This is a genomic window from bacterium, assembly GCA_035549195.1.
Taxonomy (GTDB): Bacteria; Oederibacteriota; Muellerivitia; order Muellerivitales; family Muellerivitaceae; genus DASZRK01.
The window spans coordinates 1-21,895 of the sequence record DASZRK010000014.1; the positions used below are offsets into that span (position 1 = coordinate 1).

19 protein-coding genes are annotated in these 21,895 nt (G+C 60.7%); all 19 read left to right on the forward strand.

Features of this window, described 5'->3' with window-relative positions:
- A partial coding sequence (locus VHE12_02630; protein HVZ79679.1) for a UDP-glucose 4-epimerase occupies nt 1-211 on the forward strand: 211 nt, incomplete at its 5' end.
- An 81-nt stretch (nt 212-292) separates the two neighbouring features.
- Nucleotides 293-1,333 (forward strand): NDP-sugar synthase, encoded by a 1,041-nt coding sequence (locus VHE12_02635; protein ID HVZ79680.1) that lies wholly within the window; start codon nt 293-295, stop codon nt 1,331-1,333.
- Nucleotides 1,330-1,644, forward strand: a complete 315-nt coding sequence (locus VHE12_02640; GenBank protein ID HVZ79681.1) for a Rieske 2Fe-2S domain-containing protein — start codon at nt 1,330-1,332, stop codon at nt 1,642-1,644. Before VHE12_02635 ends, VHE12_02640 begins: the two co-directional genes overlap by 4 nt.
- 61 nt (nt 1,645-1,705) lie before the next feature.
- Nucleotides 1,706-3,409: a hypothetical protein gene (locus VHE12_02645; protein ID HVZ79682.1), complete on the forward strand. Its 1,704-nt coding sequence runs from the start codon at nt 1,706-1,708 to the stop codon at nt 3,407-3,409.
- A gap of 146 nt (nt 3,410-3,555) precedes the next feature.
- A complete protein-coding gene (locus tag VHE12_02650) occupies nt 3,556-5,181 on the forward strand; it encodes a hypothetical protein (protein ID HVZ79683.1) in 1,626 nt (541 codons plus the stop codon).
- Nucleotides 5,182-5,225: 44 nt separating this feature from the next.
- Complete coding sequence (locus VHE12_02655; GenBank protein ID HVZ79684.1) at nt 5,226-6,608, forward strand: phosphoglucomutase/phosphomannomutase family protein; 1,383 nt, start codon at nt 5,226-5,228, stop codon at nt 6,606-6,608.
- Between the two features lie 79 nt (nt 6,609-6,687).
- On the forward strand, nt 6,688-7,905 hold the full coding sequence (locus tag VHE12_02660; GenBank protein HVZ79685.1) for a tetratricopeptide repeat protein: 1,218 nt from the start codon (nt 6,688-6,690) through the stop codon (nt 7,903-7,905).
- A 49-nt stretch (nt 7,906-7,954) separates the two neighbouring features.
- A complete protein-coding gene (locus VHE12_02665) occupies nt 7,955-8,677 on the forward strand; it encodes a glycosyltransferase family 2 protein (GenBank protein HVZ79686.1) in 723 nt (240 codons plus the stop codon).
- Nucleotides 8,678-8,768: 91 nt separating this feature from the next.
- Nucleotides 8,769-10,373 carry a hypothetical protein gene (locus tag VHE12_02670; protein ID HVZ79687.1) on the forward strand — a complete coding sequence of 535 codons (1,605 nt, stop codon included), beginning with the start codon at nt 8,769-8,771 and terminating at the stop codon, nt 10,371-10,373.
- Between the two features lie 30 nt (nt 10,374-10,403).
- Nucleotides 10,404-11,048 (forward strand): hypothetical protein, encoded by a 645-nt coding sequence (locus VHE12_02675; protein ID HVZ79688.1) that lies wholly within the window; start codon nt 10,404-10,406, stop codon nt 11,046-11,048.
- 13 nt (nt 11,049-11,061) lie between these two features.
- Nucleotides 11,062-12,135, forward strand: a complete 1,074-nt coding sequence (locus VHE12_02680) for a cellulase family glycosylhydrolase (protein HVZ79689.1) — start codon at nt 11,062-11,064, stop codon at nt 12,133-12,135.
- A gap of 112 nt (nt 12,136-12,247) precedes the next feature.
- The gene (locus VHE12_02685; protein HVZ79690.1) at nt 12,248-12,433 is read left to right on the forward strand and encodes a hypothetical protein; all 186 of its coding nucleotides are present in this window, start codon (nt 12,248-12,250) and stop codon (nt 12,431-12,433) included.
- Nucleotides 12,434-12,541: 108 nt separating this feature from the next.
- Complete coding sequence (locus VHE12_02690) at nt 12,542-14,839, forward strand: penicillin-binding protein activator (GenBank protein HVZ79691.1); 2,298 nt, start codon at nt 12,542-12,544, stop codon at nt 14,837-14,839.
- A gap of 125 nt (nt 14,840-14,964) precedes the next feature.
- Nucleotides 14,965-16,320 carry a histidine--tRNA ligase gene (hisS, locus tag VHE12_02695; protein HVZ79692.1) on the forward strand — a complete coding sequence of 452 codons (1,356 nt, stop codon included), beginning with the start codon at nt 14,965-14,967 and terminating at the stop codon, nt 16,318-16,320.
- Nucleotides 16,321-16,482: 162 nt separating this feature from the next.
- Nucleotides 16,483-18,273 carry an aspartate--tRNA ligase gene (gene aspS / locus VHE12_02700; GenBank protein ID HVZ79693.1) on the forward strand — a complete coding sequence of 597 codons (1,791 nt, stop codon included), beginning with the start codon at nt 16,483-16,485 and terminating at the stop codon, nt 18,271-18,273.
- A gap of 103 nt (nt 18,274-18,376) precedes the next feature.
- Nucleotides 18,377-19,420 carry a hypothetical protein gene (locus VHE12_02705; protein HVZ79694.1) on the forward strand — a complete coding sequence of 348 codons (1,044 nt, stop codon included), beginning with the start codon at nt 18,377-18,379 and terminating at the stop codon, nt 19,418-19,420.
- Nucleotides 19,421-19,673: 253 nt separating this feature from the next.
- Nucleotides 19,674-20,228, forward strand: a complete 555-nt coding sequence (locus tag VHE12_02710; protein HVZ79695.1) for a LysM peptidoglycan-binding domain-containing protein — start codon at nt 19,674-19,676, stop codon at nt 20,226-20,228.
- A gap of 110 nt (nt 20,229-20,338) precedes the next feature.
- A complete protein-coding gene (locus tag VHE12_02715; protein ID HVZ79696.1) occupies nt 20,339-21,349 on the forward strand; it encodes a PhoH family protein in 1,011 nt (336 codons plus the stop codon).
- Nucleotides 21,350-21,356: 7 nt separating this feature from the next.
- Nucleotides 21,357-21,812, forward strand: coding sequence for an rRNA maturation RNase YbeY (gene ybeY / locus VHE12_02720; GenBank protein HVZ79697.1), 456 nt, complete (start codon nt 21,357-21,359; stop codon nt 21,810-21,812).
- Nucleotides 21,813-21,895 lie beyond the last annotated feature (83 nt).

Here is a 21,895-nt window from a genome sequence, read left to right on the forward strand (position 1 = left end):
GGTGGGAACGACCACCAACGGACTTTTCGAAACATTGGCCCAAGCCACCGGCTACAAGGCTTCGCCCAAAAGGACCGTGCCACGCTTGGGCGACCTTCAAAAGAGCGTCCTGGACCCTTCCAAGGCCAAGGCCGGTTTGAAGTGGGAACCCCGATATGATCTCGCGGCGGGACTGGCGGAGACGGTCGCTTACTACAGAAAAGGCAGTTAGGGGTGTGGAGTAGGGAATAAGGGGCTGACGGCGGGCTCCCAACTTCCAACTCCTGACCTCTAACTCGATGCGGAGCATTGAGTGAAAGCCATCATCCTCGTCGGGGGCCAGGGGACCCGCATGCGGCCCCTGACCGACCATGTCCCGAAGAACATCGTGCCCCTCTGCGGGGCCCCTTTCCTGACCTATCAATTCAACTACCTTAAAAAGGCCGGGATCCGGGAGGTTGCACTGTCGGTGGGCTACCGGCCCAAGGAGATCCAGAAGGTCTATGGGGACGGCCGGAAAATGGGGATGCGGATCCATTACGCCCTGGAGAAGGAACCACTGGGGACCGCCGGGGCCATCAAGAACGCGGAACGCTTCGTGAAAGGGCATCCGGTGGTGGTCCTGAACGGGGACATCCTGACCGATATCCCTTTGAAGAAAATGATCGCCCATCACCGCAAGGCCCGGAATCTCGCGACCCTGGGCCTTTTCCGCGTGGCGGACCCCACGGCCTATGGCCTCGTCTTGCTGGATAAGAAGGGACGTATCGAGAAATTCCTGGAAAAGCCGAGCCCCGATCAGGTCGTGACGGACACCATCAACGCGGGGGTCTATCTCTTCGAGCCCCGGGTCTTCGACCATATTCCCTCCGGCCAGAATTATTCCGCGGAACGGGGGCTTTTCCCCGGGCTTTTGGCCGCCCAGGAACCCTTCGGGGGCTTTGTCTGGAAGGGCTATTGGCAGGACATTGGAACTCCCCGTAAATACCTGACGACCCAATGGGACGTCCTGAAGGGCGCTTTCCCGGTCCATGGTCCCTATCAAAAGAAGGTACGAGGGGTTTATCTGGGGAAGGGCGTAAGGATCGGGAAGAAGGTCCGGCTGAAGGGACCCGCTTATATCGGGGAAAGATGCGTTCTGGAAGAAGGGGCCGTGATCGGGCCCTTGAGCGTCTTGGGGCCGGCTTGTCATATTGGGAAAGAGGCCCTGGTCTCCCAAAGTCTGCTCTGGGCCGGGGTCCAGGTCGGGCCCGGAGCACGGCTGGAAGAGTCCATCTTGGGCAAGGGGTGCGTGGTGCGGCCGGGGGAAGAGGTTCCCTTGGACACCGTCCTAGGGGATGGATCCCAGCTATGATCGAGGCTGGTTATGAAAAGGCGGCGTTACTCCAGGACCTGGTGGACGGCAAGTCGGCCGAGGTCGAATTGGGCCCCTTGCCCCTCCTGCTCCATCGCCGGGGGGACAAGGTCTATGCCACGGGGGTCTATTGCGCCCACCAGGATGTTCGGCTAAGGCCCATGAACTGTGTCGGCGATACCATCCTTTGCACCGCCCACGGCTACCGCATGAACATCGAGACGGGTTATTGCTATAACGAGCCGGACCTTTCCCTGGTCACCTATCCCACTCTCGTGGAAAACGGGGAAGTTTGGGTCAAAACCCGCTAGAGCGGGTTGGATCTGTCCAGCCCGTGTTAGAATCTCCGCCACTTCCCTTGGAAAGGTTCCCATGAAAAAGTTGAACCGGTTCTTCGTTCTCGCCATCCTCGCCTTGGCGACGGCCCCTGTCCTTGCCGACGGCCCGGCACCCAACCCGTCCCCCGAGGCCTCGGCCCGGATGAAGCCCCTCGACGGGGCTCGGGGCAAGCTCCTCGGCGAGGCTCGGGGCGGGCCTTTCGAACTTTGGCCTGTGACCAATGACGCCACGCCCACGGCCTTCACCAAGGAAGCCCCGGCCCTGTCCAAGAAAGGAAAAGCCTGGAAATTCCCCAAGGGCGCCAAGGTCGAGGTCAAGATCGACCTGGGCAAGGTCATCGCGCCCATCACCCCCTATCAGTTCGGCTGCAATATCGACTGGTGGGATGGGAAGGACTGGGCCCTGGACCCGGACCGGATCGCGAAGGCCAAGCAGTCCGGCATCCGTTTTTGGCGCTGGCCCGGGGGCAGTTCCTCCGACAGCTACCATTGGGATGGCAACTATGGGAAGCACCTGAAGGAACATGACGGCGGCGACGCCACCCGCATGACGGGTCCCGGCATGATCCTGACCGATGATTTCATCCAGTTCTGCCGCGAGACCGGGTCCGAGGCCATCGTGACCGCCAACTACGGAGCGGCCCGCTACGACAGTCCAGCCGCCGCCGCGGACCTGGCCTCCCGCTGGATCCAGCACTTCAACGAGAAGAATTTCAAGGTGCGTTACTGGGAGATCGGCAACGAATGCCATGGCCCCTGGGAAGAGGGCAATAAGATCGAGGGAAAACCCCAATTGACGGGGGATGTCTATGGAAAGGACGCCCTAGTGATGGCGGCGGCCATGCGGAAGGCGGACCCGGACATCTATATCGGGGTCGACTCGGTGGAACATGACGATGGGACCGACTGGGTGGGCTTCCATTGGTGGATGCGGGACCTGTTGCCTACCCTCGACAATAAGATCGATTACCTCATCCTCCACCAGTATTTCATGTGGCCTTTCAATGGGGATGTCTACTCCGACCCCAAGAACGAGGTGCTTTTCGGGAATGTCCGCGAGATCCCGGAGGCCAAGGAAAGCGTGGCGGGACTGGTCTACAAATACGCCCCGGGCGAGATGGACATCCCGGTGGCCTTGACCGAGTTCAACCTGGTCAATGCCTCGCCTCCGCAGAGCATCCAGTTGATCAACGGCCTTTTCACCGTCGAGGTGCTCGGGGAGGCCATCAAGGCCGGTTATGTGGCCGTCAACCATTGGGATTGGAAGAACGGACTGGACGGCAAGCTCAAGGGGGACATGGCCCTCTTGGCCTCGAACGACCCGAAGGTGCCGGACAATACGCCGCGGCCTTCCTACTACTCCTTCGCCCTTTGTACCCGGGCCATGGGGGATCACATGGTGGAAGCTTCCAGCTCGGACCCTCAGGTCAAGGTCTATGCCACCCGGTTCGCCGGCGGACAACCTGGGATCGTCCTGGTGAACGAGGATGAAAAGGCCCGGAGCCTTTCCCTCGACCTTTCGGGCGCGAAGCTCAAGGGAAGCTTGATGGGTTGGGTCCTCACCGGAAAGACCCTGAACGACTACCAAGTGAGTTGGAACGGGGTGGCGGGTCCGAAGGGGGGTGGCGGTCCGTTCCCCATCGATCCCATCCCGAACTATACCCTGAAATTCAACGCGAAAAAGCCCTTGGCGCTCAACCTGCCCGCTGCTTCGGCGGTGGGTTTGGTCCTTTATTAATATCGAAAATGAGCCGCCGATGAAGGGGATGAACACCGATGTCGAACGTCGGACTTGATCGTTCGAAGCCATCGGAGTTCATCGGTGTTTATCGGTGGCTGAATTGGTTTTGCTGTGATTCTTTGCCGTTTGGAAAGGGCGAATCCATGGTCTGCCGTACCTTCTTAGTTTGTTTCTTCGTTTCGGCGGCGGTTTTGGCCGACGGTGTAGCGCCCCAAACGTCGAAGGACAGTGCCTTTGAACTTTGGCCGGCCGCCAATGGGGCGGCACCGACCACCTTCTCCAAACAGGCCCCGGCCTTCCAGGTCGAGGGGAAACCTTGGCGTTTTCCCTTCGGGACCAAGGTGGAGGTGAAGGTGGACGCCACCCAGGTCCTGCGGGGCGTCAATCCCTACTCCTTCGGCAATAACGTGGCCTGGTGGGACTCCAAGAGCTGGTTCCTGGATCCCGACCGCATCGAAAAAGCCAAGCAATCAGGCATCCGCTTCTGGCGCTGGCCGGGCGGGAGCGCTTCGGATGTCTACCACTGGGATGGGAAATACGACCGTCCTCCGCAGAAAGAGAACGATCCAGCCCATATGAACGCCGCCTGGGCGGTCTCGACGGACGATTTCATCCAGTTCTGCAAGGCGACCGGGTCCGAGGCCATCGTGACGGCGAACTATGGAGCCGCCCGTTATGCCGACGTCCAATACGCGGCGGACCTGGCCGCCCGCTGGGTCAAATACTTCAACATCGAGAAGAAGTTCAAGGTCCGTTATTGGGAGATCGGCAACGAGCTTTACGGGAACTGGGAGCAGGGGAATACCGTGGACGGAAAACCCCAATTGACGGGGGATGTTTATGGGAAGGATCTGGCGGTCATCGCGGACGCGATGCGGAAAGTGGATCCCGACATCAAGATCGGGGCGGTGGCCTATGAGAAGGACGGGGCAGGCGAGTGGGACGGCCACCGCCGGTGGACGGCCACCCTCCTGCCCGAGCTCCATGGGAAGGCCGATTTCTTGATCCTACACCAGTATTTCATGTGGCCCTTCAGCGGGGACAGCTACACCAACCCCACCAACGAGGTCCTTTTCGGGAACCTGACCCACTTGGACGACGATAAGGCTTCCCTGGCCAAGATGGTGGAACAGAACGCCCCGTCCGAATCCGGCCTGCCGGTGGCCCTGACCGAGTTCAACCTGGTCAATGCCTCCCCGGAACCCACCATCGAGTTGATCAATGGGCTTTTCACCGCCGAGGTGCTGGGGGAGCAGCTCAAGGCCGGTTACGCTTGCTCCAACTATTGGGATTGGAAGAACGGGTTGGATTCCAAACTGCGGGGCGACATGGCCATGCTGGCCTCCGGCGACAACTCCACCGCCGACGGCACGCCCCGGCCTTCCTATTATGCCTACGCCCTCTATTCCCGGGCCTTCGGGGACCACCTGGTGGCTTCGGAAAGCTCGAGCCCGACGGTCAAGGTCTATGCCAGCCGTTTCGCGGGCGGGGAGCTGGGCGTGGTGCTGATCAACGAGAACGACCGGAACCAGTCCGCTTATTTCGATCTGACCGGCTTCGTCCCCAAGGGGAAACTGATGGGCTGGATTCTTTCGGGCAAGGACATGAACGACAAACAGGTCTTCTGGGACGGCGAACCCGGGCCCCTGGGCGGCGGGGGGCCTTTCCCCATCGATGCCATCCCGCCCTATCGGGCCACCTTCAAGAACGACCGGCCGTTGGTGTTGCCCGTTCCCGCCCGTTCGGCGGTCGGCTTCATCCTCTATTGAAGCCCGGATCCCGGTCCGCGGTGTTTCCCGATAGAATGAACGCCATGGACGAGATCAAATTCGGGACCGATGGCTGGCGGGCCCGCATGGACGGCGCCTTCACGGTGCCCAATGTGCGGCGCGTCGCGCAAGGTTTGGGCCGGGCCTTGAAGGCTCGAAGCCGCGTCTTCATCGGCTATGACACCCGCAAGGATTCCCCCCTCTTTGCCCGGTCCGCGGCCGAGGTCTTGGCCGCCTTGGGGCACAAGGTCATTTTGGCCTCCCGCTCCCTTCCCACGCCGGCCCTTTCCCTCGCGGTCAAGGACCAAAGAGCGGCCGCGGGGGTCATGATCACCGCGAGCCACAACCAGGGTGCCTACAACGGTTTCAAGGTGAAGCTGTTCCCGGGCGTTTCGGCGCCTCGTGAGTTCACCCAAAGGATAGAAAAGGGTCTTCCGAAGCTGCCCCCGTCCGCGACGGCGAAGAGAAGCCTGCCCAAGGCGGATTGGCTGGGGCCCTATCTCCGGACCCTCCGGGAGAAGGTGGACCTGAAGGCCTTGAAGGGGTCGGGATTCCGGGTCGTGGTGGATTCCATGCATGGGGTCGGTGAGCGGCATTTCGAAAGGTTGGTGGCCTCGGCCCGGACGCGGGTCTGGACCATCGCCGCCCAAAGGTCCGATGATTTCGGCGGACGCCAGCCGGAACCCATCGGTCCCAATCTGGGACCCTTGTCCAAGGCGATCCGGTCCCGGAAGGCCCAAGTGGGTTTCGCCACCGACGGGGATGGGGACCGCATCGGGATGATGGATGAGAAGGGGAGGTTCGTGGATGTCCACAAGCTCCACGCCATCCTCCTTTACCATCTTTGGGTCCACCGGGGCATGCGGGGAGGCGTGGTCAAGACGGTCTCGGGAACCCTCATGATCGAACGCATGGCCAAGGAACTGGGGGCACCCCTGGATGAGACGTCCATCGGGTTCAAGCACATCGGCGCGGTCATGTTGAAAAAGGACATCCTCTTGGGGCTGGAGGAGAGCGGCGGCATCGCCTTCAAGGGACACCTGCCGGAGAGGGACGGTCTATTGTCCGCCCTTTATCTGATGGAGGCCCTGGTGACCATGGGGAAGAAGGTCTCGGAAGTGGTGGGATATTTCCAGGAAAAGTACGGTCCCTTCCATTACGACCGGTCGGACCTGGGGAACGTCCCGGCCGAGCGGCAGGCGGCCATCCTGGCCAGGGTCCGGAAGGCCGCCCCGTCGCGGATCGCGGGACACCGGGTGACGGGGGTCCAGGCCCTCGACGGGGTGAAGCTGAAACTGGAAAAGGGATGGGTCCTCCTGCGGTCCTCGGGGACCGAGCCCCTCCTGCGTCTTTATGCCGAAGCCCCGAGCATCCGGGAAGTGAAGGCATTATTGGGAGCCGCGAAAAAGCTGGCCTTAACGGTTTAACGGCGGCTTTTGAACATTGACGGTCCAAAACCCCTTACGTAAAATCGTTTGCTGCTTCCAAAGTCCACCAAGGAACCGCATGCCCCTCTTTTCCCCTAAAACCGCAACCTTCCTCCTGGGTCTCCTTCTCCCCGTCCTTCCGGCCCTTGCGGCGCAGGAAAACAGCCAATATTTCCTCGATAAGGGCAACATCTACAAGAACGAGCGGAAGATCGAAACGGCGATCGACTATTACAAAGAGGCCATCGAAAAGGACCCTTATAACGCCCAGGCCCACAACAACCTGGGGGAACTTTACGCCCGCAAGGACGCCTTGGACGACGCCCTGGTGCAGTTCGACAAAGCCCTCTCGCTCCGGCCCAATTACCTCCAAGCCCTTTCCAACAAAGGATATGTCTATCTCCAAAAGGGGGTCTATCCGCAGGCGGACTTTTGGGCGAAGAAGGCCCTTCTGATCGATCCGAACTTCGCGCCCGCCCATTACAATCTTGGCCTGTCGGCCTTGGGTCAAAAGCACTATGCCGTGGCGGCCCAGGAACTGAAGAAGGCCCTGCGGGAGATCCCGGACAACGGGTCCGTTTACGAGCGCCTGGGGGACGTCTACCGGGCCCAAGCCAGGAACGACGAGGCCATCGCCTATTACCGCCAGGCGGTCCAGGTGGACCCCCTTGACACCCAGGCCCGTAGCAAGCTAGGGGACGCCTATTCGGACATGGGCGAGGAAAAGAAGGCCCTCCAACAATACCAGGCCTCCACCGACCTGAACCCCTACAACATCCCGGCCCATTACCGTATGGCCGAGCATTACGAAAGCATCCGGGACTGGAACAATGCCCGGCAGGAATATCTCCGCATCCTGGCGGTGGATAACGAGCAGGCCAAGGCGCACCGTCAGGTGGCCCTGATCTATGAAAGGGACGAGGAGATGGGACTGGCGCTCTACCACTGGGGCGAATATTCCCGGATCGTTCCGGGCGACCCCGAGGCCAAACAGCACGAAGCCGACATCCGCAAGCCCCTGCTGAGCAAGAAACAGGCGGAACAGATCGCCAAGTTCGACAAGAAGGTGGCCCAGGCTTATCCGACCCCCGACGCGAAGGGGACCGGGACGCCCGCACCCGCGGCGGCCGCCACCCCGGTTCCTTCCGCCCCGCCCCCCATGCCTTCGTCCAATGGATCCCTGGCGCCGCCACCCGCCGGGACGGTCCCGACCCCCACGCCGATCCCGCAGTTGATGCCCCTGGGCGATGAGCCCACGCCGACGGTCGAGTCAGGGACCATTCCCAAGCTCCCCTGAAGGCCGTTATGCCGAAGGCCTATCCCATCCATCCAAACCCGAGGTCCCTGTGAGCGAACGTTTCGCCGTCCTGTTGCCCGTTTATAACGAAGCCCCGACCTTGGAGCGGGTCGTCCGCCGGGTCGAACAGGTCCCTGGTGCTGATGTGGTCATTGTGGACGACGGCTCCACGGACGCGACCCCTTCCATCCTGGAGAGGATCCGGGTGGCGGGGATCGTCCGGCACGATCCCAACCAGGGTTACGGCCGGTCCTTGATGGACGCCTTCGATTACGCCAAGAGCCATGATTACCGGCATTGCGTCACGATGGATGCCGACGAGCAGCATGAGCCCGCCTTCATCCCGAGCCTTTTGGAAGGCCTGGAACGGTTCGACATCGTTTCAGGAAGCCGCTACCTGGACCCTTCCATTTCCGGGGATGCGCCCCCGCCGGAACGGCTGGAGGTGAACCGTCTGATCACCGCCAAGCTCCGCCCCTTGACGGGCTATGACCTGACCGACAGCTTCTGCGGTTTCAAGGCCTACCGGGTGGACGCCTTGCGGCGGTTGGACCTGGACGAGACCAACTACGGGTTCCCCATCCAGTTCTGGTTGCGGGCGGCCAAGGCGGGATTGACCGTGACCGAAAAACCCGTGCCCTTGATCTACAAGGACCATAGCCGCAACTTCAACAACCAGTTCGCGAACCGGGATGAACGTTTAAACCACTATCTGGACGTGATGGAGCGGGAATCCAAACGCCTGGGCCTGAAGCCCATTTCAACCGCTTGAACGGTCCGGTCCCTGCCGGACATTCCAGGGTGCCCGAACGTGGTTTCGGGCGTAAAATGACATCCGAACCGCCGCTTGAAAGGGATGGGTCTTGAACGATTTGAACGAACAGATCCCAGGCGAACATGGCGGGATGTTCTTCCAGCCGCCCATCGCCCAATGGAAGGAAGAAGCCCTCCGCAACCGGGAAAGGCTGGTCAAGGAGACCTTCTGGGGTCTTTCCCCCCACAAGGTCCGGGAAGCCTATAAGCTCCCGACCGCCCATCCCCTGATCCTTTCCGGCCACCAACCGGTCCTTTTCCATCCCGGTCTCTGGGTGAAGTGCCTGGCCGCCAGCATCCTGGCCGAGTCCGTCCAGGGGTCGGCCCTGCACAAGGTCACCGACACCGCCCTGTCCCCGGAGCACCTGCATTGCATGCCCGAGGTCGAGGAGGACGGCCACTCCCGCCGCAAGATCATCGATCTTTACAGCACCAAGGACCATCAGCACCAGGAAAGGACCACGCCCTATTGCTACCTGCCGGTGCCCGACGAGACGGCCCTCAACAAGATATTCACCGATGCCCAGGTCTATGCCCCGGCCCCGGTGAAGGCCAACGTGAAGGCCTACGAGGAGAAGTTGCGTAAGGGGTTCACCAAGACCGCCACCTGGAATTCCTTCCATTTGAACAGCCTGGACATCCTGGACGAGCTTTGCGGGACCCACCGGTTCTACCTGGAGGCCCACAAGATCTGGTCTTCGGCGCCTTTCCACCATTTCGTCGCCGAATGGTTGAAGAACCTGCCCGAGCTCAACGATGACTACAACCAATCCTTGAACGAATACCGCCAGAAGCACGGCATCACCCACGACCTGAACCCCATGCCGAACCTCAAGTTCGAGAATTGGTGGTTCGAGATCCCCTTCTGGGGCGCCACCAAGTATCACCAACGCCATTCCCTCTGGGCCAAGAACGACGGGAAGCACGTGACCCTCAAGCTCCAGGGCGGGGAAGGGACCTTCCAACTCTCGACCGAGGCGATGGAGGAGGAGCTTTCCCGCTTGAGCCTGGCCATCTGGCCCAAGGCCATCCCCCAAACCCTCTTCTGCCGCATGTACCTTTGCGACTTCTTCATCCACGGCGTGGGCGGCGGCGCCTATGAGGAGGTGGGGGACCTGCTCTTCACCCGGTTCTTCAAACTCAAACCCCTCGCCTACGGCGTGGCCACCGCCACCTACCTGGTGGACCCGGAGGGCAGCCGCAGCGTGGAGACGGTGGCGGGATATGAGCCCAAGGTGCAATGGTGGTCGCGTGCCCTGGAGAAGAACCCCGAGTACCTTTTCACGCGCCAGGACCAATGGAAGCGGGAACTTCCCGGCTTCATGCAGGATGGCTTCAAGAAGGCCCTGGAGGACCCCTACCTCAAGAGCCTGGCCGGCGCCAAGGGGAAATGGGTCGAGGCGCTGCAGAACCCGACCTACAAGACCCAAGCCTCCTACAAGATCAAAGAGATCAACCACGTGCTTTTCGAACGCTATACCGAACCCCTCAAGTCGTTGGAGAAGGGGATGCTGGATATTGAAAAGGTCCAGAAGACCAAGGAGGTCCTGGGCTACCGGGAATATCCCTTCTTCTGCTACCCCCCCGAACTTTTCCCCGAGATGCTGGAAAAGGTCCGGGAATCCGCGCACGGGCTGGCGTCCGCCCAAGCCTGAATTCCCGGCCCGGCCGGTCGAAATGGAACCATGAAACCTTCCGAGCAGGTCCTCACTTTCCCCAGGCGGCTCTTGGACGAGCTGGGCGCCTTCCAGGGCTTTTCGTCCGATCATGCCCGTTATCTGGATCCGATCTTTGGGAGCGGTGAATTGAAGTTCACCCTCCGGGAGCACGCGGAAAAGGACTTCGCCCTCAAGCAGCTCATCCCTTACGTCCTCTTGGTCCGGGACGGCCGCGTTCTTTTCTATGTCCGGGGAAAGAAGACCGGCGAATCCCGCCTGCAGCTCAAGGGGTCGGTCGGGATCGGGGGGCACATCAATCCGGTGGACGACTCCCTTTTTTCCAATGCGTCCGGTGGGCCCCGGGGCCTTTACGACGCCGCGGTGGAACGGGAGGTCCGCGAGGAGGTCTCCCTGGGGGAGGTGCTTTCCAAACGGGTGGTTGGCCTGATCAATGACGACGGCAACGAGGTGGGAAAGGTCCATTTTGGCGTGGTCCATCTCTGGGAATTGGGGCCGGGCGAGGTCACGAAGGCCGAGGGGGCCATCACCCAGTTGGAGTTCCTGCCCGCCGAGGCGATCCTGGCCCGCAAGGACGTGGAGGTGGAGAGCTGGTCGCGTTTTTGCCTGGAGAACTTCAAGGGGATCTTGGGCTCCGTGACGCCCCGTCCCTGACCCGAGGAAACCCATGACCCCTATCCCCCTGTTCCGCCCCGTCGGCTTCAACCTGGGAGGCTGGATCTCCCAATCCGATCTTTCCGATGCCCGGACCCGCTCCTTCATTCGAAAGGAAGATCTCCGGACCATTGCGGCTTGGGGTTTCAATTCCGTCCGCCTCCCGGTGGATGCGCCTTGGCTTTTCGAGGATGAAGGCCGGGGGCCCTTGAACAAGAAACGCCTGGCCCTCCTGAAGAAGTTCCTGGGTTGGGCCCGGGAAGCGGGCCTGATGACCATCCTGGACCTCCACCAGGTTCCCTGGCACTCCTTCGCCCGTCCTGAACAGGAGGATCTTTGGAAGGATGAGAAGGCCCTCGATGCTTTCTGCGGGCTTTGGGCCGAACTGGCCCATGCCCTGAAGCGGCAGAAGGGCGGGCTCTGGTTCGACGTCCTCAATGAGCCCACCGCCAAGGACCCCCAGGATTGGAACCACGTGGCCTCGCGCATCTACCGGGTGCTCAGGATGGAGGACCCGAAAAGGACCTTGATGATCGAATCGACCTTTTGGGGCCTGGTCACGAACCTTCCCGCCCTGGCCGAAGCGGTCCAGGGACCGAACCTGGTCTATAGTTTCCATTTCTACATCCCCATGTTCGTTACCCACCAGGGCACGCCTTGGTGGAAGGATGGGCATCCCTATCCGGAAACGGTGGCCTACCCCGGGGCCTTGCCAAGGGTCCAGGAATACCTGGCCCGGGACCTCCCGCCCGTGACCCGGGAATTCCTGGCCTTCGAAGGGGCCAAGCCCTGGGACCGGGAGAGGCTGAGGGAGACCCTGCAGCCCGCCATCCGTCTGGTGAAGGAAGGGCATCCCGTCTACTGCGGGGAATTCGGTGTCTATGAACAAGTGGCCCGGTCCACGCGTCTTAACTGGGTCCGGGATGTAGTGGGGCTTTTTACCGAGCATGGCATTGGCTGGGGCTACTGGAACTATAAGTGGCTCGATTTCGGCATTTGGCCGCCTGCGGCCAACGGCAAGAGCGGCCCCCTGGACGAGGAGATGCTCCGGATCCTGCAGTCGGGGATCACGCCGGGAAAGACTTAAGCCCTTGGGTCGCGAAGACGCGAAGGAAAGCGCCGAAAAAGAAAAGGCTATTCTTCATGAACTTCGCGCCTCTGTGGTTCAATAGGGCCTTCTTTTTTGAAAGGAAGTCGCCATGAAGAACGTCGAAATGAAAGTGGAAGGGAACATCCTCACCATCAAGGTGGACCTTTCGAAGGAATACGGCCCCTCTTCCAGCGGGAAGACCATCATCGTGGCCTCGACCGAAGGCAACGTTTCGGTGCCGGAACGCAACGAGAAGGTCGGATTGAACGTTTATAAGAAAAAAACGAACGATTGAAGGGGATGGGGGCCGTTCCGGGGCCTTTATCCCGCTTTTGGGGTTTGTTCTCCGGGTGTTTTTTGCTAATTTTGACCTTCCTTTTTCCGATCCCCTTGTGAGGAAACCATGAGATACCGCGGTCTTTACCTTTTATTGTTCCTTTTCATCGCGGGTTGCGGCGGCCGGGAGGCCCTGAAGCCCAACGGGACACCCGGCCCTGGGACGATCCCGGGCGTGATGGGGCCCAATGTCCCCATCTTGAGCGACCTCAAGAGCCCCGTCTTGGACGCCGATTACCAAGCGGCCCTGGCTTCGGTGGGGGATTCGGAACCCGGTCCCCGCAATGCGTCCGCCTTCCTGACCATCGGTCAATACCAGTACAACCAAGGGCGGTTGGATGAGGCCCTGAAGACCTACCAGAAACTTCTTTTGGGCGCCGACAATTTCCAAGGCCAGGACAAGGCCCAATACATGGTGGGCCAGATCTATTTCGACAAGGGCGACCACTTGGCCGCGCTGGCGGCCTTCCAGAAGGTCGCTCCCCGGAACGGCCAGGAGACCTATTCCAACCAGGCCCGCCAGATGATGGATTTCATCCTGGCCTATTCCCTGGGGATCGACGATCTGAAGAAATACATCCAGAACTATCCGGATTCGCCCGTCCGGTGCTCGGCCCAGTTCCAGCTGGCCAGCCGGGAAGCCCAGGCGGGGATCCAGGGTGAGGCCATCGACCACTTGAACCGTTTCCTCCAGCAATGCCCCCAGCATCCCTCCGCTCCCTCGGCCCAGCTTCTGCTGCAGACCTTGCAGGGTCACCAGGACGATAGCTGGCGGGTGGGGGTCCTCATCCCCAAGACAGGGAAGTTCCAGCCCTTCGGGGATTCGGTCATGAACGGCATCGCCTTGGCCGTGGAAGAGGCCAACCAGAACGGGGGGACGAAGAAGCACATGTCCCTCGTGGTCAAGGACACGGGCAGCGACGGCACCATGGCGGTCACCCAATTCCGGGCCCTGGTCCAGGATGACGGCCTGGACGCGGTCATCGGACCGGTCGCTCCCGGGGATATCCAGGCGGTGGGCGCCTTGGCGGACGAAAGACGGGTCACCATGATCTGTCCGGCGGCCAGCCGGGACGGGCTCTCTTCCCTGGGACCCTATATCTTCAGCGATTCCATGACCAACGAGATGCAGGGGCGGGTCATCGCCCGTTTCGCTGTCGAGAAGCTGGGGCTCAAGAAATTCGCCATCCTGGCCCCGCAGGATGTCTATGGCAAGACCCTATCCGACCAGTTCCAAAGGACGGTCCAGGCCATGGGGGCGACCATCCTGGACTCGGAGGTCTATGTGCCGGGTTCCACCGACTTCAAGAAGCAGTTGATCACCTTGGGGGGGCAGGACCCCAACATCAACAAGGAGAACGACCGCGAGAATGTCCGCCGTTGGAGCGAACTGCGCTATTCCCTCGGCAAGGAAGCCGAGAAGATCCTCCTGAAGGTCAAGGACATGAGGGATAGCTCGAGCGTCAAGCCGGCCGACCCGCCGATCGTGGGTTTCGTCCCCATGGCCGAGGGGCTGGGGAACACCCTTTGTCCTTCCATCGCCCAGGACGTGAACGCGGGGGTCCGCGAGGCCTTCCAGGGGAAGGATGCTTTTACCTTCCGGACCGATGACATCGTGAAGCAGTCGCTCCAACGCCTCCCGGTGGAATTGACGGGGACCACCTTGACCGCCACCGCCGACCAATGGGCCGAGGTCGCCCATGACATGCAGGCGAACATCATCCTCACCGGCCATATCGTGGAGCCGACCCCCGAGAAAGATTGGACCACCTACCCCAATTGGGACTACAACATCCACTTCGAGGCCTTCTGGATGGATCCCAAGCGGAACCAGATGGTCCGGTTCTATCAAAGCAAGATCCCCTTCAGCCCCTTCAAGCCGGTCTCGCTGGTCCGGGCGGCGGACACCTACCAGGCCCTCTACCTGCCGGCCCACTCGGCCGAGGTGCCGCTCCTGACCTCCCAGATCCATTTCTACGACCTGAACCCGGTCTTCTTGGGAGGGCATCTTTGGGACAATGACGCCATCCTCCGGGAAGGGGCCAAGGATATGGAGGGGGCCTACTACGTCACGGGGTTCTACGTGGACAGCCAGCAGTCGGCCGCCAAGCATTTCGTCGAGGGTTACGTGAAGAAATTCGCCAAACGCCCGGACCTTTACGCGGCGCAGGCCTATGACGCCATGCGATTGCTCATCCAGGCGGCCAATCAATCCGCGAACCGGGACGATATCCACACGAACTTGATGCAGATCCGGGGGTTCGATGGCGCGTGCGGGAGCATCGACTACGCCGGCAAGAACGAACCGGATAAACTGGTGCCCGTCATCAAGATCCAGGACGGCAAGCGCCAACAAGTGCAGTGAACCTGTTTTCCAGGGATGAACGCGGATAGCCAATAAGAACCGACCCGAGTTCCCTCGCCCCTTGGGGGAGAGGGCCAGGGTGAGGGGTGTCTTTCGATGATGAAGAATCTCCATGGAGTATTCATTTGAGCGACAACACCAAATTCGGTTCGGTTGAGGGGATGCGCGATTGGCTGCCTCAAGAAACCTCATCCCGGCAAAAGCTCATCCGCCTGATCGAGTCCCATTACCAGCTTTATGGTTTCCAGCCCATCGATACCCCGGTCATGGAGAATATCGAAGTTCTTCAAGGAAAGGGTGGCGGGGAGAACGAGAAGCTGATGTTCAAGGTGATGAAACGTGGAGAGAAGTTGAAGAAGGCCTTGGAATCCGGGACCGGCGAAGGCGCGCTGGTCGATCTGGGCCTCCGCTTCGACCTGACCGTTCCTCTGGCCCGCTATTACGCCAACCACGTCAATGACCTGCCGAAACCCTTCCGTTGCTATCACATCGGCCCGGTTTGGCGGGCGGACCGGCCCCAAAAGGGCCGCTACCGCGAGTTCTATCAGTGCGATATCGACATCATCGGCGGGGCGTCCGAAACCTATGAGGTGGAACTGCTCCTGGCCACCGATCGAGTGTTGAAGGAGCTCAATGTCGGCAAGTTCAAGATCCGCATCAGCGACAAGCGTCTCCTGCCCCTGCTCCTGACCGGAATGGGAGTGGACGGCGGCAAGGTGGCCGGGGTGGCCGCGGCGCTGGACAAGCTGGACAAGCATCCGAAAGAACAGGTGATGAAGGAGATCGAGGCCCTGGGACATTCCATGGAGGTCCTGAACAAGGTGGATGGGTTCATCCAGAACGCCCTTCATAAGTCCCTGGACCCGGTCCACTTCAAGATCGGGGAAGCGGAAAAGCTCTGGCTCCACATCGAGGGTATCCGCCAGAGGGTCCACGCGGTGAATCCGGAGGCCCAGGTGATCTTCGATCCCTTGTTGGTCCGTGGTTTCGACTATTACACGGGCCCCGTTTTCGAGATCAACGTCGAGGACAAGGATTTTGCCTTCTCCATCGGCGGCGGCGGTCGTTACGACGGCCTCATCGAGAAACTGGGCGGCCCCAAGAACACGCCCGCGGTGGGCATCTCCCTGGGGTTCGAGCGCATCCTGCTCATCTTGAACGAGCGGCAAAAGGGAGGCGCGTCGGCGCACGCCCCTCGCGTTTTCGTCGCCAACAACGGACAACCCGAGAAGGACATCCTGGCCCTGGCCGAGATGCTCCGCTCCGAGGGGATCCAGGTCGAGGCGGCCCTGGAGCAAAAGAAGATCGGCCAGCAACTGGAAGGCGCCCAGAAGAACGGCATCGAATACGCCATCACCGATTTTCAGCCCAGCCATAAATCCTTCAAGGTCCGGCAGTTATCCACACGGCAGGACAAGGAAATGACCTTGGCCGAACTTTATGACCTGATGAAACGCCTCACGGAGGGTTTGGAGCCCTAAAACTGGCTTGAGAGCCCTTTCGGTTGTGTTATTATGCGGTCCTTCAAAACCGGCCTTTTAGGCCGGTTTTGTTATTTGGACCGAGGTTGCTTCGTGATGGATGTCCGTCTGTTCGGCGGCCATTCCTCGCCATGACAGCGGATTAAATTTTCGGAGTCGATCGTGGCCGAGTTCTTGGGCGGATGGAAAAGAAGCCATACCTGCGGGGACCTAAGGGCCTCCGATGTGGGGAAGTCCGTCATCCTGATGGGTTGGGTGCACCACCGCCGGGACCACGGCGGCCTCGTTTTCGTGGACCTGCGGGACCGCTACGGCGTGACCCAGGTGGTCTTCGACCCCCAATTGGCCGATAAGGTCCATAAGCAATCCCACTTGATCCGAAACGAGTGGGTCCTGGCCATCAAGGGCGAGGTGACCGGCCGTCCGGCGGGCACCGAGAACCCGAAACTCCCCACGGGCCAGGTCGAGATCCGCTGTTCCGAGGTGAAGGTCCTCAACCAGTCCGAGACCCCTGTTTTCCCCATCGAGGACGAGGTCAACGTGGCCGAGGAGGTTCGGCTCGAATACCGTTACCTGGACCTGCGCCGCCAATACCTGAAGAACAATATCGTCACCCGCCACCGCACGGCCCAGGCGATCCGCAATTACATGAACGCCCAGAGCTTCCTGGAGATCGAGACCCCCATCCTCATCAAGAACACCCCCGAGGGCGCCCGGGAATACGTGGTGCCGTCCCGCATCTATCCGGGCAAGTTCTTCGTGCTGCCCCAGAGCCCCCAGATCTTCAAGCAATTGTCCATGGTGGCCGGGTTCGACCGTTACTACCAGATCGCCCGTTGCTTCCGGGATGAGGACCCCCGCGCCGACCGCCAGCCCGAGTTCACCCAGGTGGACATCGAGATGTCCTTCATCGATGAGGATGACATCTATGCCTTGGGCGAGGGCCTCATGAAGTCGGTCTTTAAAGAGGTCCTGGGCGACGAGATCCAGACGCCCTTTCCCCGGATCAGCTTCGAGGAGGCCATGGAAAAATACGGGTCCGACAAGCCGGACCTGCGGTTCGACCTGCCCCTGGTCAACGTGACCGCGATCGCCGCCAGGTCCGATTTCAAGGTTTTCAAGGACGTCACCTCCCGGGGTGACGTGGTCAAGGCCTTGAACGCGAAGGGTTGTGCCGATTTCTCCCGCAAGGACCTGGAGGACCTGACTGCCTTCGTCGGCAAATATGGCGCCAAGGGCATGGCCTGGTTCAAGGTCAAGGACGGCAAGCTCGACTCCAACATCACCAAGTACTTCAACGACGCGGTCCAAAAGGAGCTTTTGGAAGCCCTCAAGGGCGAAGAAGGGGACCTGCTCCTCTTCGGTGCCGATCAGGTGGACGTGGTCAACGATTCCCTGGGCGCCCTGCGGGTGGAGATCGCCCGGCGCAAGGGGCTGATCGAGAAGGGCCCGAAGTGGGCCTTCCGCTGGGTGACCGATATCCCCATGTTCGGGAAGGACGAGAAGGGAAGGACCTTCTCCATGAACCATCCTTTCACTTCGCCAAAGGATTCGGACGCGGCCCTGCTCGATACCGATCCCATGAAGGCCAAGTCCAAGGGTTATGACCTGGTCCTCAACGGTTTCGAGGTGGGCGGGGGCTCCATCCGTATCCACGACCAGGCCCTGCAGTCGAAGATCTTCAAGATCCTGGACATCACCCCTGAGGCCGCCCAGGAACGTTTCGGATTCCTCTTGAAGGCCCTTTCCTATGGGGCGCCCCCCCACGGCGGCATGGCCTTCGGACTGGACCGCCTGATCATGCTCCTGACCGGTTCGCCCAACATCCGAGACGTCATCGCCTTCCCCAAGACGGCCAAGGCCACCGACCTGATGACCGGGTCCCCTTCGGTCATCGACGAGGACCTGATGAAGGAACTCAAGATCAAGATCGAACTGGAAGATCTCACCTGAAATAGGCCCTTTTCCCTTTGACCGGTTTTTTTATGAACTAAATCATCCTTTCCCCGTCTGGAGGGTGGAAGGATAGGGTATGGATCCAAGAAAAAGGTCTTGTTTGGTCATTTTCTTTCTTTCGGCCTCGACGATGGCCGTCATCCAATCTTGTGTCAAAACCGCTATTGTCTCCCCGAAATTGGTCCTTTCGCCGACCCCCACGCCGTCGGTGACTTCCACGACCAGTCCAACAGCCGCCGCAACCCTTCCATGGACGGACACGCCCACTCCCGTTTCGGTGCCGACCCTTGGGACCGTCACGGTCACCGTGACACCGAGCCCGACCTTCACCCCATCGTCTTTCAACTCCCCGACCCCTTGTCTGACCGTGACGTCGACCTATACCTCTTGTCCGACGACCACTCCCATTTACAAGATATCCGGAACGGTCGTTTATTCCGGAGTGGGTTCGGTGGACTATAGCCATGCCATCTTGGTCCGGAATGGGTCCTATCCTTCGGTGCGAATGGGTGTTTCGAGCGGGACCTACACGGTCGGGGCCTATGGGCCGGGAACCTATCGTCTGGTGGCTTATTACGATCTTAATGGATTGAACGATTTCATCCCGCCGCCGACCTACTTTATCCCGCTCCCCGGGATGCGTTATGCCGCCGCCGGAAGCTGTTCCATGCCCGTCTCGGCGGATTCCTGGCCCGTGACCGTCACGGGTCCGACAACGGCCGGACCCTCCATCACTTTCGATGATTCCTGCAGCTATTGGGGTGTTTATGGCACGGTGGACTACACCGGTAGCCGGGGTAGTGTCCAATCTTGCCGGCGGATCGTCCTCCAAGCCTATTCGGACGCGGCCTATTCTTCACCGCTGTCGACCAATTGTTGCACGGTGGGGAATTCCGATTTCCCCAACCTGCAATATGAAAATTCCGCGAGTAGGGTCAATCGCAACGGCAACTACTATTACTTCCTGACGAACACCGCCTCCGCCCCGATCGGGCTTGCCCCTTTTTATCTCCTGGCCTATTTCGATTCGAACGGCGATCAGGTCTTTGATACCGGGGATCCCTATGTCCAACTGGGACAGGTGACGCCGAATTCTGACGGCTTCCAGTTGAACGTCACCTTTGGGGATGCTTTCATCAAGTGAAACGCGGCAATACCGGTCTTGCTTGACCCCTCAACCCTGCTCGATCCGTTCCTGGTCGAACACCCGTCCTGGCAGGTGGAATTTGTCCCGCGAAACGGCTTTCCCGGCGAGCATTTGAACGTTCCCCTGTTAAACCGGGGCGGACCTCGATTCGGCCTCCTTGACGGTCCCTCAAATTGATTCAATAATGCCTTTTCGCCGGTCGGAGCCGCGTCCAGAACAAGGGGCCTTGGGGCCCAGGGGAGCGTCGAGGATGAACAATGCGAAATGGTTGTTGGTGGCCGTTCTTACGATGGGGTTGATCGATGCTGGTTGCGCCGGGAAACGGCGCATCGAAGGGGACGAGGTCCCGACCCAGCCCCAGACCGACGTGGTGATGCCGCCCCAGCCCATGGAAGCGCCGCCGGCTCCTGAGGTCGCCGAAGAACCCCCGGCCCCCGAACCGACCGCGACCCCGGCCCCCGCGCCTCCACCTCCGCCGGTCGCCGAAGAACCCGCGGCGACCCCCGAACCCACCCAAGCGCCCAAGAAGGAGATCGAGAAGTACATCGTGGTCAAGGGCGATACCCTTTGGGATATCTCGGGCATGCGGATCATCTACAAGGACAATTTCGATTGGCCGCTTTTGTTCAAGGCCAACCGGGACCAGATCACCGATCCGGACCTGATCTATCCCAAGCAGGAGCTCCTCATCCGCCGGGATTGGACCCAGGAGGACCTGGACAAGGCTAAGAAGGACGCCAGCGACACCCCGAAATACGTGCCGCACACCAAACCCCGGGAGACCTTGCCGGTCAATTACTTCTAAAGGGCCCTTTTCGGCCCTTTGGACGGCTTGAAGTGAAAGGCCCCCTTTCCCTAATCTAGGGACCAGGGGGTTTTTCATTTCCCCCATCCCCAGCCCAAGGAGCTGCCCGTTTGTCCCAAACCGTGAACCGGAAGATCACCCTGGATGACCAGCAGGAATGCGTCCGTCTCCTGGGCGAAAGGGACAATACCCTCAAACTGCTCCGGGATTCCTTCGACGTTCACCTGGTGGCCCGGGGAAACGAGATCATCCTCACCGGACAGCCCCTGGAGGTCTCCCACGCCAGCCAGGTCATCGAGCGGCTCCGGGGCCAGATCAAGAGAGGACAGGAAGGTTTCTTCCAGCCGGGAACGGTCCAACGCATGATCCATGAAGCCAAGCAGGGCAGGTCCGAACCAGCCGAGGAGGTTCCCGGCGAGACGATCCTGATGTCCTCCCATAAGCGGCCCATCCAGGCCCGCTCGGAAAACCAGCGCCGTTATGTGGAGGCCATCAAGGCCAACGACGTGGTCTTCGGCATCGGCCCGGCCGGGACGGGCAAGACCTACCTGGCCATGGCCATGGCGGTCTCGGCCCTGCGGGAGTCCCAGGTGGAGAGGCTCGTCCTGACCCGCCCGGCGGTGGAGGCGGGGGAGAAGCTGGGGTTCCTGCCTGGCGACCTCCAGGACAAGGTGGACCCTTACCTGCGGCCCCTCTACGACGCCCTCTATGACATGGTGGAATACGACAAGCTCCAGCGTCTTTTCCAGCAGAGGGCGGTGGAAGTGGCGCCGTTGGCCTATATGCGGGGCCGGACCCTGTCCAACGCCTTCATCATCCTCGACGAGGCCCAGAACACCAGCCCTGAGCAGATGAAGATGTTCCTCACCCGCATGGGGACCGGCTCCAAGATGGTCGTGACCGGGGACGTGACCCAGATCGACCTGCCCGTCGGCCGGACCTCCGGGCTCATCGAGGTCCAACGCATCCTGGGCCAGGTGAAGGGGATCGAGTTCGTGACCTTCTCGCCCCGGGACGTGGTCCGGCACCCATTGGTGCAGAACATCCTGGAGGCCTACCAGGAGAACGACAAGGGCCGCGATCGTCCGGCCCCGGGCGACAAGAACCAGCGGCCGTCCTGAGATCTCCATGCGACTCCTTTTTGTGAACAAGACCGGTGCCGATCCCGTGTCCCGGGGATGGGTGCTTCGCCTGTCGCGCTTGGTCCTGCGCCGGGTGAAGGGTCCATCGTTCGAGAGGGGCGCGGAGCTGTCGGTGACCTGGGTCGGGGACGCTGAAATGAAGGAACTCAACCGCTCCTACCGGGGCAAGGCCAAGACCACCGATGTGCTTTCGTTCCCGTTGCTGGAAGGGCGCCGGATGCCTAGGGCGCCGAAAGGCCCCTTGCCCCTGGGCGATGTGGTGGTGAGCCTGCCGCAGGCCGCCCGCCAAGCCAAGGAGCGTGGGGTCCCGATGGAACGGGAATTGGCCCTGCTCGTGGTCCATGGGATCCTCCATCTCCTGGGTCACGACCACGTGACGGTCCGGCAGGAGAAGAGGATGTTCGGTCTCCAGGAACGCCTCTTGAAAGGTTTTAAACCCTGATTTTCGCGGGTGCTTTTATGTTTTTGTCCAAGGTTTTGAAAATTCCAATCCCCTATAATTGAGCACCGACCCCCAGAAGGACG